General features: G+C 68.7%; 9 protein-coding genes and 2 pseudogenes. 5 read left to right on the forward strand and 6 right to left on the reverse strand.

What is annotated here, in order from left to right; translation table 11 throughout:
• Positions 1 to 126: 126 nt before the first annotated feature.
• A pseudogene (locus ACIBJF_RS20010) lies at positions 127 to 1145 on the reverse strand (type IV secretion protein Rhs); the annotation flags it as partial.
• 405 nt (positions 1146 to 1550) lie between these two features.
• Between ACIBJF_RS20010 and ACIBJF_RS20015 the strand changes: the two are divergent.
• Positions 1551 to 2063, forward strand: a pseudogene (locus tag ACIBJF_RS20015) (hypothetical protein); the annotation flags it as partial.
• Positions 2064 to 2372: 309 nt separating this feature from the next.
• On the forward strand, positions 2373 to 3548 hold the full coding sequence (locus tag ACIBJF_RS20020; RefSeq protein WP_399175251.1) for a glutathione-independent formaldehyde dehydrogenase: 1176 nt from the start codon (positions 2373 to 2375) through the stop codon (positions 3546 to 3548).
• Between the two features lie 798 nt (positions 3549 to 4346).
• Here the strand turns inward: ACIBJF_RS20020 and ACIBJF_RS20025 are convergent.
• Positions 4347 to 6782 (reverse strand): SpoIIE family protein phosphatase, encoded by a 2436-nt coding sequence (locus ACIBJF_RS20025; protein WP_399175253.1) that lies wholly within the window; start codon positions 6780 to 6782, stop codon positions 4347 to 4349.
• Positions 6783 to 7569: 787 nt separating this feature from the next.
• Between ACIBJF_RS20025 and ACIBJF_RS20030 the strand changes: the two genes are divergently transcribed.
• The 3 genes from ACIBJF_RS20030 to ACIBJF_RS20040 all read left to right on the forward strand — a co-directional run bounded on the left by ACIBJF_RS20030 (position 7570) and on the right by ACIBJF_RS20040 (position 9409).
• Entirely contained in the window at positions 7570 to 8103 is a 534-nt protein-coding gene (locus tag ACIBJF_RS20030) for a carboxymuconolactone decarboxylase family protein (RefSeq protein WP_399175255.1), read from the forward strand.
• 136 nt (positions 8104 to 8239) lie between these two features.
• Positions 8240 to 8890 carry a nitroreductase family protein gene (locus tag ACIBJF_RS20035; protein ID WP_399175256.1) on the forward strand — a complete coding sequence of 217 codons (651 nt, stop codon included), beginning with the start codon at positions 8240 to 8242 and terminating at the stop codon, positions 8888 to 8890.
• A 123-nt stretch (positions 8891 to 9013) separates the two neighbouring features.
• Positions 9014 to 9409 carry an MmcQ/YjbR family DNA-binding protein gene (locus ACIBJF_RS20040; RefSeq protein WP_399175258.1) on the forward strand — a complete coding sequence of 132 codons (396 nt, stop codon included), beginning with the start codon at positions 9014 to 9016 and terminating at the stop codon, positions 9407 to 9409.
• A 107-nt stretch (positions 9410 to 9516) separates the two neighbouring features.
• Here ACIBJF_RS20040 and ACIBJF_RS20045 read toward each other — a convergent pair whose 3' ends face one another.
• From ACIBJF_RS20045 to ACIBJF_RS20060, 4 genes are all read right to left on the reverse strand, one after another.
• Positions 9517 to 9681 carry a hypothetical protein gene (locus tag ACIBJF_RS20045; protein ID WP_399175260.1) on the reverse strand — a complete coding sequence of 55 codons (165 nt, stop codon included), beginning with the start codon at positions 9679 to 9681 and terminating at the stop codon, positions 9517 to 9519.
• Between the two features lie 12 nt (positions 9682 to 9693).
• On the reverse strand, positions 9694 to 10149 hold the full coding sequence (locus ACIBJF_RS20050; protein ID WP_399175262.1) for a hypothetical protein: 456 nt from the start codon (positions 10147 to 10149) through the stop codon (positions 9694 to 9696).
• 380 nt (positions 10150 to 10529) lie between these two features.
• On the reverse strand, positions 10530 to 12491 hold the full coding sequence (locus ACIBJF_RS20055; protein ID WP_399175263.1) for a TIGR03960 family B12-binding radical SAM protein: 1962 nt from the start codon (positions 12489 to 12491) through the stop codon (positions 10530 to 10532).
• A 70-nt stretch (positions 12492 to 12561) separates the two neighbouring features.
• Entirely contained in the window at positions 12562 to 14061 is a 1500-nt protein-coding gene (locus tag ACIBJF_RS20060; RefSeq protein WP_399175265.1) for a CHAD domain-containing protein, read from the reverse strand.
• Positions 14062 to 14136: the final 75 nt, after the last annotated feature.

The following is a 14136-nucleotide window of genomic DNA, read 5'->3' on the forward strand; positions in this document are numbered from 1 at the left end:
ACCAGGGGCCTTACGTCTGCCCGGAGTTGGGAGTACACCACGAGACTCCCGGAGGCGATCACCCTCAGCGACCGTCGGTTACCGGGAAAGGCTCATGGTGCCCACGTGGGCCTGGTTGATGCGGTCGTCGCGGCCGACGGCCGACTGGGTGGCGAGTCGGCCCAGCGCGTCGTACGTGTTGTGCAACGTGAGGAAGTCGCCGACGTGCCGGGTGAGTTCGCGGGCCGCAGCGTCGTAGGACATGTCGACAGAGCGGCCGGAGGCGACCAGACCGGTACGGCGGCCCGCCGCGTCGTACGACCACTTGGTGGTCGCCCCGGTGGGGTTGTACGCCCGACGCGACGCCCCAACTCGTCGTAGTTACAGGAGTTCGCGGCCGTCCACGCTCTCCGAGCGGACGCATCCGTACTGGTCGCGGGCGATGGACAGACGGGTTCCGTCGGGGCCAGTGGCCTCGGCGAGGCGGCCGCTCGCGTCCTAGGCGTAGGTGGTGACCTGGCCAGCGGCGTCCTTGCGGACGGTCTGACCCAGCGTGTTGCGCTCGAAGACGGTGGTCTCGCCCAGGGCGTTCGTCCGGGCGACCAGCCGACCCGCGGCGTCGTGCCGATAGGTGGGCGCACGGTCGTCGAAATCGGTCTCCATGACCAGACGGCCCGCCGGGTCGCGGGTATAACACCATTTCAAACCCTGGGGTTGGTGACCTGGGTGAGGCGCAGCTCGGTGTCGTGGCCGGACTCGTGACGTACGCCGTCGGGGGTCGTTCGGGCGGTGAGCAGATCGAAGTGGGTGTACTCGAAACGGGTCTCGCCACCGAGCGGGTCGATGTGGGTGGTGCAGTTGCCCTCGCCGTCGTAGGTCCAGGACTCGTGGACACCGTCCGGCAGAGTGCGCCGGGCCAGTCGGTTCTCCGGCGTCCATTCCAGCCGAGTCGTCGCGCCCGTGGGGTCCGTGCGGGTGACGGGGCGGCCGAGGGCGTCATGGGTCTGGCGGGTGACCGCGCCGAGTGGATCGGTGATCTCCTGAGGCAGGCCCGCCTGGTTGCAACGGATGGTGGTGACGTTGCCGAGCGGGTCGGTGACCTTGGTCGGGCGGCCCGCCTCGTCGTAGGCGAAGTGAGTGGTGTGGCCTGTTGGGGTGGTGATCGAGGCGGCTTAGAGGTTCACCGGGACCGGGGCCGCCTGCTGTCCTGCAGCATCGGTGGCAGCTCACTGGGCACCGTCCAGCACTCCGGGCCGCCACCTTGACGGGGCCAAACTTCCGGCCCACCACCGTGCCACTCGATCAGGTCCGATCCGGCGACGTCCAGCTCGTCCCCGACCACCAGCCCGGCTCGTCGGAGGAGCAACGTCAGCTCGTGCAGCGAAAACGCCGCGCCCAGGACCTGGTCACCAACGCGCACACGCCGGCCTCCGGAGCCGCAGGGGGCCTCCACGCTCACAACACGCTCGACCATGGACTCAGCCTCTCACCAGTCAGTGTCGCGCTGCATGTCCGAGGAACGACCTCAGAACCGACAGCCGAACGCTCCTGAACGGCGGCGTCCGTCGCTGAATCTGTCGAAAGCCCTGGCGGCCGCACTCGCCACGGGCGCGATCGCCACCGTGAACTCCACCCTTTGGAGCATGTCCGGGGCCCTGAGCGCGCCGCGCCTCGTGATCGCCATGGCCGGGTCCGTCGCGCTCATGATCGGCTGGCTGATCGTGGACGCGCACCTGTGCCATCGATCAGCAGAGGCCTCGCCGGAGGCGAGGAAGAGGGCGGCTCTCTACAACGCGTCCACGGTCGTGACCGCCGGCATCGGGGTGCTCATCTGCTACGCGGGTTTGATGGTCATCAACTTGGTGCGGGCGCTCTTCATCCTCAACGCCCGCGTCTTCGCCTCCCTGACACGAACCCCGCTGCACGCCACGGAATACTGGAGGCTGTCCTGGTTCGTCGCTTCGATCGCCACGGTGGGCGGCGCTCTGGGATCGGGCTTGGAGAGCGACGATGCGATCCGAGCAGCCGCTTATTCCAAGCGCGAACAGGAACGTCGCCGCCTGCTCGAGGACGACGGTGACTAGCGGGTGACCAGAGTCGGAGATGCGTATTTGGTCGCGGCCGTCCGGGCGGGAAAGATCGGCTGATCGATCGGTGAAGGGTTTGTTTCGCGTCGGAGGCCGACGGGGACCCGCACGGCACGCCGTCGGAGCGCCGAAGCTCCGCCTGGCGGGCCGGCGGCGGAACCACGGTTCCACCTCATCCGGGTAAACGGCCCGCAGAGGCGTGCCGGAGCCACGGACTCCGTCGTAGCACTTACGAGAGTCAGGCTCTCCGCGTCGTCTCCATCCCCGTCACGCCGCGGTCATGCCGTGACACCAAGGGAAGTCATCATGAAAGCAGCGGTATACGAAGGACCGCGAACGGTCACAGTGAAGGACGTACCGGACGCGAAGATCGAACATCCCTGCGACATCATCGTCAAGATCACCACCACCAATATCTGCGGTTCGGACCTGCACATGTACGAGGGCCGCACCTCGTTCGAGTCCGGCCGCACCCTGGGACACGAGAACATGGGCCAGGTGGTGGAGGTCGGCTCGGCCGTCCGCAAGGTGCAGGTCGGCGAGTACGTGGTCCTGCCCTTCAACATCGCCTGCGGCTTCTGCAAGCAGTGCGAGCAGGGTCTGACCAACTACTGCCTGACCATGCAGCCGGAACCGGCCCTCGCGGGAGCCGCCTACGGATTCGCCGACATGGGCCCCTACCAGGGCGGCCAGGCGGAGCTGCTGCGCGTGCCCTACGGCGACTTCAACGCGCTGCGTCTGGGCGAGGACGCCGCCGAACGGCAGACCGACTACGTGATGCTCGCCGACATCTTCCCCACCGGCTATCACGCCACCGAGATGGCCCACGTCAAGCCGGGCGACCAGACCATCGTCTTCGGGGCCGGTCCCGTCGGGCTGATGGCGACCTACTCCGCCCTCCTCAAGGGCGCCGGCCGCGTCTGGACGGCCGACCACCAGCCCGACCGGCTGCGCAAGGCGGAGGAGATCGGGGCCATCCCGATCAACACCGCCGAGCAGAACCCGGCGGAGGTCGTCAAGGAGGCCACCCTCGGTCTGGGCGCCGACAACGGCTGCGAATGCGTCGGCTACCAGGCACACGACCCCGAGGGACACGAGGACGCCAGCCTCACGCTCAACGGCCTGATCGACTCGGTCAGGTTCACCGGCGACATCGGCGTGGTGGGCGTGTTCCTGCCCCAGGACCCCGGCGGCGCGGAGGCCCAGGGCGAGCTGGAAGCTCAGGGCAAGGTTCCGATCGACTTCGGGATGATGTGGTTCAAGGGCCAGCACATGGGGACCGGGCAGGCGCCGGTGAAGAAGTACAACCGGGCGCTGCGGGATCTGATCGCCGGCGGGAAGGCGAAGCCGAGCTTCGTCGTCTCCCACGAGCTCAGCCTGGACGAGGCCCCCACCGCCTACGAGCACTTCGACGCCCGTGACGAGGGCTGGACCAAGGTGGTCCTGCATCCCGACGGACACGGCAACGGCCACAAGCGGTAAGAGACCCGGGGGCGCCGTCCGCCTGCTTCACCGGACCAGGTCGGCCGACGAGTGGCGTCCAACCACATCTGACACGACGGATCTGCAGTCGGCGACGGCGCCCCCATCATCCCGGTGCCGGCCGACCCCCGCCGGAGGCACTGTTCTGACAGCGGCTTGCCGTCCAGGTCTCGACTCGGGGCCGTAGCTTGCTGCGGCCCCAGGGGCCGGCCCCCTGCGCTCACACGCCGTCAGACACCCACGAGCCCCCTCCCAATCAGGGAAGGGGCTCGACAGATCACACAAGGTTGCACGTCCGGGAGCGGCTCAGACCCACTCCACCTCGGGTGTTTCCGGGCCCCGGCAGCGGTGTTCGAGAGGACGCCGGCGGCACCGACGGGCAAGGGACCGAAGCGCCGACTGCAGCCAGTGCAGCCGCCGCCTCCTCCTCGCTCGCCCCCGCCAGCGCCTCCATCACCCGATCGAGTGCCTCGCCCACCTCAGTGCGCGTGACCGCTCGCAGCCGGCGTCGGACCTGCGTTCTTGACCGTCAGCGGCAGCAGCTTCTTGCCGGTCGGGCCGATCTGGATGTGGGTGTCCATCTGCGGCCATATACCAACGGACCCATAACCGCTGCCCGCGCCGGAGAGCCGCTGCGGCATCGTCCAACTACCGCAACGCTGCCGTAGCGGGACCCACAGTGCGCCTGCCCGCTGGAGCAGCCGCGGCACGATGCGCCCGTGCCGCCGAGCCTGTGGTGCCATGTAATCCGCCGCTGATCCGCTCCGCCCGGTCGGTTGCGGTTGTGGGAGCCGCGCGTCATGCAGGCGGCAAAGGCTGTTCCGTCCAGACGGTCTTGCCGTCGTGGGTGTAGCGGGCTCCCCACCGCTCTGTGAGCTGCGCGACCAGGAATAGCCCGCGTCCACCCTCGTCCGTGCTCAGGGCCCGTCGCAGGTGAGGGGACGTGTGGCTGGTGTCGGACACCTCGCAGATCAGGCAGTGCGTACGGATGAGACGCATAGTGACGGGGCCGGCCGCGTATCGGTAGGCGTTCGTGACCAGCTCACTCGCGACCAGCTCAGTGGTGAAGGCCAGTTCGGTCAGCCCCCATTCGGCGAGTTTCGCCGTGGTCAGCTCTCTGGCACGGGCGGCCGAGGTCGCCTCCAGCGGCAGCTGCCACGAGGCGACATTCTCCGGCCGTAGCACGCGGGTACGGGCGATGAGCAGTGCGACGTCGTCGGTGGGGAGGTGGCCCTTGGGCAGCAGCGCCTCGACCACGGCATGGCACGCATGGTCCAGAGGTTCCGGCGTGTTGGTAAGACATGCGCGCAGGAACTCCAGCGCGGTGTCCACGTCGCCGTTTCCCGCCTCCAGGAGGCCATTGGTGTAGAGGGTGAGCAGGCTCCCCTCGGGGAGATCCACATCGTATGTCTCAAAGGGCAGTCCGCCCAGGCCCAGCGGCGGACCCGCGGGCGGATCGAGCACGGTCACCTCGCCGTCCGGGGTGGACACGACCGGAGCCGGGTGACCGGCCCGTGCCAGGGAACAGTGCTTGGAGACCGGATCGTAGACGGCGTAGAGGCAGGTGGCCCCGAGCACCTGCTCGGTCGCCGACGGGTTGCCGCTCGCGTTCGCCTCCAGCTCCGCGGCCAACAGACTGACCAGGTCGTCCAGCCGCGCCATCACCTCGTCCGGTTCCAGGTCGAGGCTGGCCAGGGTGCGCGCGGCGGCACGCAGCCGACCCATCGAGGCCGCGGCGTGGATCCCGTGACCGACCACGTCTCCGACGACGAGGGCGACCCGAGCCCCTGACAACGGGATCACGTCGAACCAGTCACCCCCGAGGCCCGGTTCACCGCTTGCTGGGAGGTAGCGGCAGGCCACCTCCACGGCCGGCAGGTCGGACAGCGTGCTCGGCAGCAGGCTGCGCTGAAGGGTCAGAGCGGTGTTCTGCTGCTGGGTGAAGCGCCGCGCGTTGTCGATGCAGACGGCCGCGCGCGAGGAGAGCTCCTGGGCCACCGCCGCATCGTCATCCTCGAAAGGCTCCGAATCCCGCGACCGCCACAGGCTGACCACGCCCAGCACGAGGCCACGCGCGACCAAGGGCACCGCGATCAGCGAATGAACGCCGAGCCCCAGGGCGAGTTCGACCCGTCTCCGGTCCATGGCGTGCCACTCGGGGCGGAGGGACAGCAGCCGTTCGACGATCGGGCGCCGCTCGGCCAGGCACCGTGCCTGCGCGGACTCCGGCAGCAGCGGCACCACATCGCCCTCCCGGAACGGGATACGGAGTTCCGGCGGTGAGAGGGCGGTCCGGAGCAGCGGCCCTGCCGCACCAGGAACGGGTTCGTCACCCACTGTCACAGGCTTGAGGAGGTCCACCGAGCAGTAGTCGGCCAAGCCCTGGACGCCCACTTCGGCCAGTTCCCGAGCGGTCTGTGCCACGTCCAGTGAGGTTCCGATCCGGGCGCTCGCCTCGTTCAGCAGAGCGAGTCTGCGTTGCGCCCGGTGGCGGTCGGTGACGTCCTCGATCGTCTCGGCCACGCCGAGAACCCGGCCCGAGGGATCTTCCATCCGGAACGCCGAGACGGACACGATCCGTTCCCGGCCCGGATCGTGACGCGTCCGGGCGGACTGCTCCGTGAAGATCCACGGCTCGCCGGTCTCCAGGACGCGCCGCACCCGTTCGTCCGCCGGACCGGCGTCCTCGTCGACCATGAATTCGCGGGGTCGGTGGCCTACCGGTGCCTCGGCCGGGACGCCGCTTGCCTTTTCGACCGCACGGTTGACTCTGATCACTCTCCTGTCCGGGCCATAAGTGACCAGCCCGATTGGAGACCGGCGGTACAGACCATCCAGCAGCGCACGGTCCCGCTGCCAGGCAATGACGTCGGCGGCAGGAGCACCGACCAGGAGCCACTCCTGATCGCCCCCCTCGCGGGTGACCGCACGGGCCCGGAAACCCATCTCCACACGGCGTCCGTCGCGGTGCCGGACGGGCAGGATCCCGAACCATCCCCCCGCCTTCACGGCCTCCACGACGACGGACCGCGCGACCGGCAGGTCACGGCTGTCGATCAGGAGGTCCTGCCACGTCCGTCCGATCACTTCCTTGGCCGGATAGCCGAGCAGTTCCTGCGCTCGTGAGCCCCAGCCGACCACGGTGCCATGAGCGTCGAGCACGGCCGCGGCGCCACGCCCGAGGGCGAAAGGATCCTCAGGACTCTCACTGAAGTGCCTCGACGGCGTCCCCATAGCCACCACCACCTTGCCTCCGATGGTCCTCCCGGTGGTCTCCGTCCGCGACTCTCCCTCTCGGGTCCGAGGGTCTCGGCAGGAATGCCATGTCCCCGCTCGGCACGTGCGAGGAACGGGGAGGCCGTTCGGTCAGTTCGCCGAGACCTCGGGCGCCGACGCGATCGCCGTCGGCTACGGCGCCCCCAGTCCACCGCGAACCGGTTGCTCAATATGACCCAGCCCTCGTGGTAGCCGCTCGGGACAGCGGCGGCGAACCGGCGCAGCCGCGACCGAGCCCGTGTGAGGAAGCGGGATGGCTGCTGCGGGCGCAGGGCCGCCGATGGCGCGCGTCGACCTCGGCAAGCAGAAAGCGGAGGGACCTCGTGCGTTACCGGTACGCACGAGGCCCGACCAGCTACTTGTTGACCACAGTCAATGGCAGAAGCTTCTTGCCCGTCGGCCCCACCTGGATCTGCGTGTCCATGGCGGGGCACACGCCGCACGCCGATCGGGCTGCGAGCCGCTGATCCCCGCTGCTCTTCGCACCAGCTCGTTGTTCGTCGCGTGGATCCCCCGCGTGTAGATCAAGTTCGCGGCGTGCTCGAGGATGCGACCTCGCGTCGCCAGCCCGCTGCCCGTGCGCCCGCGAAGATCACGCGATCCATCCTTCATATGCATGCCACCACGCAGATTGGGCTCTGCAGCCCAACATGAACACGGATTGGGCTTGACAGCCCAATCCGCGTCGCGTTGACTACGAGTGGGCCAGACAGCCCAGACTGATACCGACCCGAGGACCGCCACCATGTCTCGTCTCAGCACGCCCGAGCTCACCGACATCGACGCCAAGACGCAGGGCACGCTCGACGCCATCGCCAAGCAGTTCGGCTTCGCTCCGGGCATGTTCACCACGCTCGCCGCCAACCCGAGGGTCCTCGAGATCGTGATGGGCCTGCAGGGCGGCATCGCCAAGCTCCTCGACGCGAAGACCCGCCACACGATCGCGCTGGCCACGTCCCGCTCCAACGACTGCGACTACTGCTCGGCGCTGCACGGATACATCTCCGCGAACCTCGCAGGCATGTCCACCGAGGAGATCGAGCTGGCCCGCAGCGGCGGCTTTACCGATCCCAAGCGCGCCGCCGTCGCCCGCTTCTCCCAGCAGGTGATCGAGACCCGCGGTCAGGTGGGCGACGATGACATTGCCGCGGTCCGCGACGCCGGGTACACGGACCCCGAGATCCAGGCGATCGTCACCGTCGTGGTCGTCACGCTGCTCACGAACTACCTCAACAACGTCAACGACACCGTCGTCGACATCCCCGGTGCGGGCGCGTAACCAGCGACATCGAAACCGCATCGACCGGCACGCAGGCAGCCCCGATGAAAGCGACATTCACCACGTACTGACGTGACTCCAACGCACAAAAACCACCTCTGACCCGATCTCCCCGAACACGAAACGAAAACCGAGCATGGATCTCAACAAGCTGATCACCAAGCACCTCACCCGCTACTTCGACCCGAACAAGAAGATCCCGGAGGAGACCTTCCAGCTCCTGCTGCGCTACCTGCGCACCTCGCCGACGACGGTCAACATCCAGCCGAACCACTTCCATGTGCTGGAGACACAGGCCGGCAAGGACAAACTGGCGGACGCTCTCGTCGGCCGCTTCGCCGACAACCAGGAGAAGGTGCGCAACGCGTCGCACGCGATCGTGTTCACGACCCGCAAGACGATTCCCGACGAGCACCTGCAGGAGATCTTCGCCAAGGAGCGCGCGGACGGTCGCTTCGCGGACCCGGAGATCCAGAAGGGGTGGGAGGCCGGAGCGTCCAACTTCGTGGAGATCCAGTCGGAGAACTATGGCGGCGACGTGCTCCACTGGCTGGAGAAGAACACCTACCTCGTGGTCGGCGCGACCATGATGGCCGCCGCTTCTCTCGGAGTCGACGCCACCCCGTTCGAAGGGTTCGACCGCGCGGCGATCGACGAAGCGTTCGGCCTCACCGACACCGACTTCACCACAACGCTGATCATGGCGCTCGGGTACCCGGACGAGACGCGCGTCTCTCGCCAGCCGGTCTCGCGCCTCGACGCCGAGAAGATCTTCACCCACATATGACGAACTGAGCGGGTGCGCGACCGGCGCGCCCGCTCGCTTCTGCGCCACTCGACTCTCCGGCGCCCGCACCTCTCCTCGACGGACGCCGGACAGTCGACCTCCACCGACCTCAAGGAGGCCAAGATGCACGCAGACAGGACAGTCCAGAACCGCGCGGCCGCGCGCGCCGCAGAGCTCCCGGGTTCTGAGCACACGCACCAGTTCACCGGCGACTGGGAGGTGTGGAAAGTCGGCGGCAAGGTGTTCATGCTGCAGACATCGATGCCTGGGGAGCCGGTCGTGATCCTCAAGGCCGATCCCTCGGATGCGGAGACGCTCCGCGCCTCGCACACGAGCATCTCTCCCGGCTACCACATGAACAAGAAGCACTGGATCACCATCAGACCTGGTGCGGATATCGAGCAGGCGTTGGTGGACGACCTCGTGACCGAGTCGTACCTGCTCGTCGTCGCGGGCCTTCCCGGACAGAGCCGCCCGGCCGACCCCGACACCTTCAGCTTCCTGCCGTCCGCCGACTGACCGACGCGGCACCAGACAAATACAAAACCGGCTCTTCGCCGATCCGGTGGGGATCATGGCGTGAGTCCGCCGGCGGCTAGTGCAGCGCCGCATTGATCTTGCGAGGATCATGCGGCTTTGAGCGGGGTTCCGTCGTAGGTCCAGCGGAACGGTCGGGCCTCATCGTCGTAGGCGAGAGTGAACTCGCGGATCTGGTCGATGAGGCCCTGGCGCGAAGTGAACTCACCACGCCGCGGCAGTCGGCGGGCCAGGATGCACTGACGAGCCGTCATGAAACGCCGAGGCTAGCGGGTCGTGGCGCCCTTGGAGGGCATGGCCTTCAGCGTGCCGCACAGCGCGGGAGCGGTGGCGACCTGGGGAAGCTTGGGGTCCAGCTCGCTGGGGCCTAGCACGTTGGTGAACTTGCCGCTGCCGTCGTAGTCGATGCCGTGCACGACGATGACCGCCTTGCCGGCGCGGATGTTGCTGGCCACATCGTTGTTGACGGTGATGGTGCGCGAGTACTGGTAGGAACTGCCCACGGGAAAGCGGGTCACCGCCAGTGCGCTGGCCGGGGAAGTGTCGCCGCTTGTGGTCAGCGAGGGGCCGATCTTGCCGTAAGACTTCATGCCGTCGGTGGTGCTGATCGCGATGTGCCCGTTGAGGTTGGTGGCCGCGGCAGCAGTGGGGCACACGCCCATGCCGTCGATGTAGATGTGGGCCGCGTGCGGAACTCCGGCTAGGAGCCCCTTCACGGTCATCCTCACGGTGACCTTGTGACCGGACAGGGACTGTGACAGCGGCTTGCCGTCCAGGTCTCGACTCGGGGCCGTAGCTTGCTGCGGCCCCAGGGGCCGGCCCCCTGCGCTCACACGCCATCAGACACCCACGAGCCCCCTCCCAATCAGGGAAGGGGCTCGACAGATCACACAAGGTTGCACGTCCGGGAGCGGCTCAGACCCACTCCACCTCGGAGACGATGTGCGGGGTGTTTCCGGGCCCCGGCAGCGGTGTTCGAGAGGACGCTGGCGGCACCGACGGGCGAGGGACCGAAGCGCCGACTGCAGCCAGTGCAGCCGCCGCCTCCTCCTCGCTCGCGCCCGCCAGCGCCTCCATCACCCGATCGAGTGCCCCGCCCACCTCAGTGCGTGTGACCACTTGAAGCCGGCGTCGGACCCGTGTTCTTGACCGTCAGCGGAAGCAGCTTCTTGCCGGTCGGGCCGATTTGTATGGCCGTGTCCATCTGCGGGCACACGCCGCAGTCGAAGCAGGGCGTCCAGCGGCAGTCCTCGACCTCCGTCTCGTCGAGGGCGTCCTGCCAGTCCTCCCAGAGCCAGTCCTTGTCCAGGCCGGAGTCGAGGTGGTCCCAGGGCAGGACCTCCTCGTAGCCGCGCTCGCGGGTGGTGTACCAGTCGACGTCGACGCCGAAGGGCGCGAGGGCCTTGTCGGCGCAGCTCATCCAGCGGTCGTAGGAGAAGTGCTCGCGCCAGCCGTCGAAGCGGCCGCCGTCGTCGTACACCGCGCGGATGACGGCGCCGATACGGCGGTCGCCCCGCGACAGCAGGCCCTCCACGATTCCCGGCTTGCCGTCGTGGTAGCGGAAACCGATCGAGCGGCCGTACTTCTTGTCGCCGCGGATCTTGTCGCGGAGCTTGGCGAGCCGGGCGTCCGTCTCCTCCGCGCTCAGCTGCGGGGCCCACTGGAAGGGGGTGTGGGGCTTGGGGACGAAACCGCCGATGGAGACCGTGCAGCGGATGTCGTTCGAGCCCGAGACCTCGCGGCCCTTCTGGATGACGTGCATCGCCATGTCGGCGATCTGGAGGACGTCGTCGTCGGTCTCCGTCGGCAGACCGCACATGAAGTACAGCTTCACCTGGCGCCAGCCGTTGCCGTAGGCCGTGGCGACCGTGCGGATCAGGTCGTCCTCGGAGACCATCTTGTTGATGACCTTGCGGATGCGCTCCGAGCCGCCCTCCGGGGCGAAGGTCAGGCCCGAGCGGCGACCGTTGCGGGTCAGCTCGTTCGCCAGGTCGATGTTGAAGGCGTCGACGCGGGTGGAGGGCAGGGAGAGGCCGATCTTGTCGTCCTCGTAGCGGTCGGCGAGGCCCTTGGCGATGTCGCCGATCTCCGAGTGGTCCGCGGAGGAGAGGGAGAGCAGGCCCACCTCCTCGAAGCCCGTCGCCTTCAGGCCCTTGTCGACCATGTCGCCGATGCCCGTGATCGAGCGCTCGCGCACCGGGCGGGTGATCATGCCGGCCTGGCAGAAGCGGCAGCCGCGGGTGCAGCCGCGGAAGATCTCCACCGACATGCGCTCGTGGACCGTCTCGGCCAGCGGGACCAGGGGCTGCTTGGGGTAGGGCCACTCGTCCAGGTCCATGACCGTGTGCTTCGACACGCGCCAGGGGACACCGCTCTTGTTCGGGACGACACGGGCGATACGGCCGTCCGGCAGGTACTCGACGTCGTAGAACGCCGGGATGTACACCCCGCCCGTCTTCGCCAGGCGGAAGAGGACCTCCTCGCGGCCGCCGGGGCGGCCCTCGGCCTTCCACTCGCGGATGATCCGGGTCATGTCGAGCACGGCCTGCTCGCCGTCGCCGATGACGGCCGCGTCGATGAAGTCGGCGATCGGCTCCGGGTTGAACGCCGCGTGGCCGCCGGCCAGGACGATCGGGTCGTCGTCCGTGCGGTCCTTGGACTCCAGGGGGATTCCGGCCAGGTCCAGGGCGGTGAGCATGTTGGTGTAGCCCAGCTCCGTGGAGAAGCTCAGCCCGAGCACGTCGAAGGCGCGGACCGGGCGGTGGCTGTCCACCGTGAACTGCGGGACGCCGTGCTCGCGCATCAGCGCCTCCAGGTCCGGCCACACGCTGTAGGTGCGCTCGGCGAGGACGCCCTCCTGCTCGTTGAGGACCTCGTAGAGGATCTGGACGCCCTGGTTGGGCAGGCCGACCTCGTACGCGTCCGGGTACATGAGCGCCCAGCGGACATCGCACTCGTCCCAGTCCTTGACGGTGGAGTTGAGCTCTCCGCCGACGTACTGGATCGGCTTCTGCACGTGGGGGAGCAGAGCTTCGAGCTGCGGGAAAACCGACTCGACAGGCATCTCGCGAACCTTCATGAGCTGACAGGGGTGACCATCAAGCGTAACCCGGCCGAGGGGCTCCCCCGAACGCTCAGCCGGTCGTCCCGGAGCGGATCTTCTTCCACAGTCCGGGCAGCTCCGCCTCGGCCTGGGCCGCCCGTGCCTCCTCGCGCCCGTACAGCACCCCGTATGTGAAGGTGCTCTCCCCCGTCGCATGGGCCACCGCGGACAGCTCGCGCAGGGTCAGGCGGGTCATGACACTGTCCTGGTGGTCGCCGAGGAGGGTGGTCAGGGACTTCATCGCCTTGGTGAGGAAGCGGGCGGGTTTTCCGAGGGCCGGGGTGGCGGCCTCGGCCGCGTACCGGGTGCGCTTGGCCTTCTTGCGGGCCTCGTGCACGGCGACGTCGCGTTCCCCGCCGGGCGGGACGCCGATCGCCCGCTCGACCAGGGCGGACAGGGTCGCGAGGTCCTTGTCCATGGCCTTGGCGAGGACCTTCTCCGGCTTCTTCCCGGCTGCCTTGCGCAGCGGCGGGTCGGCCAGGAGCGCGTCCAGGGTGTCCAGCAGGGTCAGATAGCGGCGGGAGTCCAGCACGCCGGTCAGATGGGCCCGGGCGCCGCCGCCGCGTGCCTCGGCCCAGGAGGCGAGGCGTTCGGGGAGCGGTCCGATGACCAGGTCGGGCGGGAGGGCGTCCAGGTCGGCCGTCAGGCGCTCGGCCATCACCTCCTGGTCGCGGTCCACGCCCAGCTCGCCCGCGAGCCACTTCAGCTCGTCGGCGACGGGGTCGGTGACGGCGCGGTCGAGGACGGAGCGGAAGCTGCGCAGGGTGCTGCGGGCGCGGCGGGTGGCGACCCGCATGCGGTGCACGGAGTCGGGTACGTTCCGGCGGACGGCGGGGTCGAGCTCGACCAGCACGTCCCGCTGGGCGCGCAGATAGGCGAGAACGTGGTCGCCGGCCGTCACCGGCGGTGCGGGCTTGGCCTTCCTGTGGCGCGCTCCCCCTGTCTGCTCCAGGGCCCGGGCGAGCTTGGACGGCGACTTCGAGGGGCGCACGCCCGCCTTGCGCAGCCGTTTGTCCACCAGGTCCAGGAAGGCGGGGTCGCCGTCGTCGGCGAGTTCCACCTCGATCTCGGTCCACTGGGCGGCCCCGCCCGGCGCTCCGAGCCGCTGCGCGGTCACGGCGTCGACGCTCGCCTCGGCCAGCAGGGTGCCGTCCGCGTCGACCAGGTGGCGCACATCGCGGGCGGAGCGCAGCCGGACCAGCGGGACCAGTTCGGCGTCCCTGACCCGGGACCGGGCCAGGGCGGCGATCTCCTCCGGGACGGTGTCGGAGAGCGGGGCCCTGATCTCGTCCCGCACGCCCGGTTCGACCGGGAACTTCAGATGCCAGCCGGCGTCCGAGCCGCCGGTGCGGCGGCGCAGGGTGAGGGCGGCGGCGGTCAGGCGCTGGTCGGCGGTGTCGTAGTAGGTGGCGTCGAGCTCCACCAGGCCCTTGTCCAGGACGGCCGCCACTCCGCCGACGCCGGTCAGGTCGGGCAGCCCGCTGTCGTCGGACTCGTACTTGCGCTCGATCTCGCGTTTCGCATCCGCCATGGATCGAATCTAGTTGTCCGCGCGGTGGTGCGGCAGGGGTAGTCCCGGGTGAATGGCCGGAAAACTCCCGTCATC

The sequence above is a fragment of the Streptomyces sp. NPDC050743 genome, assembly GCF_044456925.1.
Lineage (GTDB): Bacteria > Actinomycetota > Actinomycetes > Streptomycetales > Streptomycetaceae > Streptomyces.

Coding starts and splice junctions, on each gene's coding strand:
- ACIBJF_RS20050 (WP_399175262.1), bottom strand. CDS start 10,149: ATGACCGTGAAGGGGCTCCTAGCCGGAGTTCCGCACGCGGCCCACATC.
- ACIBJF_RS20020 (WP_399175251.1), top strand. CDS start 2,373: ATGAAAGCAGCGGTATACGAAGGACCGCGAACGGTCACAGTGAAGGAC.
- ACIBJF_RS20030 (WP_399175255.1), top strand. CDS start 7,570: ATGTCTCGTCTCAGCACGCCCGAGCTCACCGACATCGACGCCAAGACG.
- ACIBJF_RS20055 (WP_399175263.1), bottom strand. CDS start 12,491: ATGCCTGTCGAGTCGGTTTTCCCGCAGCTCGAAGCTCTGCTCCCCCAC.
- ACIBJF_RS20060 (WP_399175265.1), bottom strand. CDS start 14,061: ATGGCGGATGCGAAACGCGAGATCGAGCGCAAGTACGAGTCCGACGAC.
- ACIBJF_RS20040 (WP_399175258.1), top strand. CDS start 9,014: ATGCACGCAGACAGGACAGTCCAGAACCGCGCGGCCGCGCGCGCCGCA.
- ACIBJF_RS20045 (WP_399175260.1), bottom strand. CDS start 9,681: ATGACGGCTCGTCAGTGCATCCTGGCCCGCCGACTGCCGCGGCGTGGT.
- ACIBJF_RS20025 (WP_399175253.1), bottom strand. CDS start 6,782: ATGGGGACGCCGTCGAGGCACTTCAGTGAGAGTCCTGAGGATCCTTTC.
- ACIBJF_RS20035 (WP_399175256.1), top strand. CDS start 8,240: ATGGATCTCAACAAGCTGATCACCAAGCACCTCACCCGCTACTTCGAC.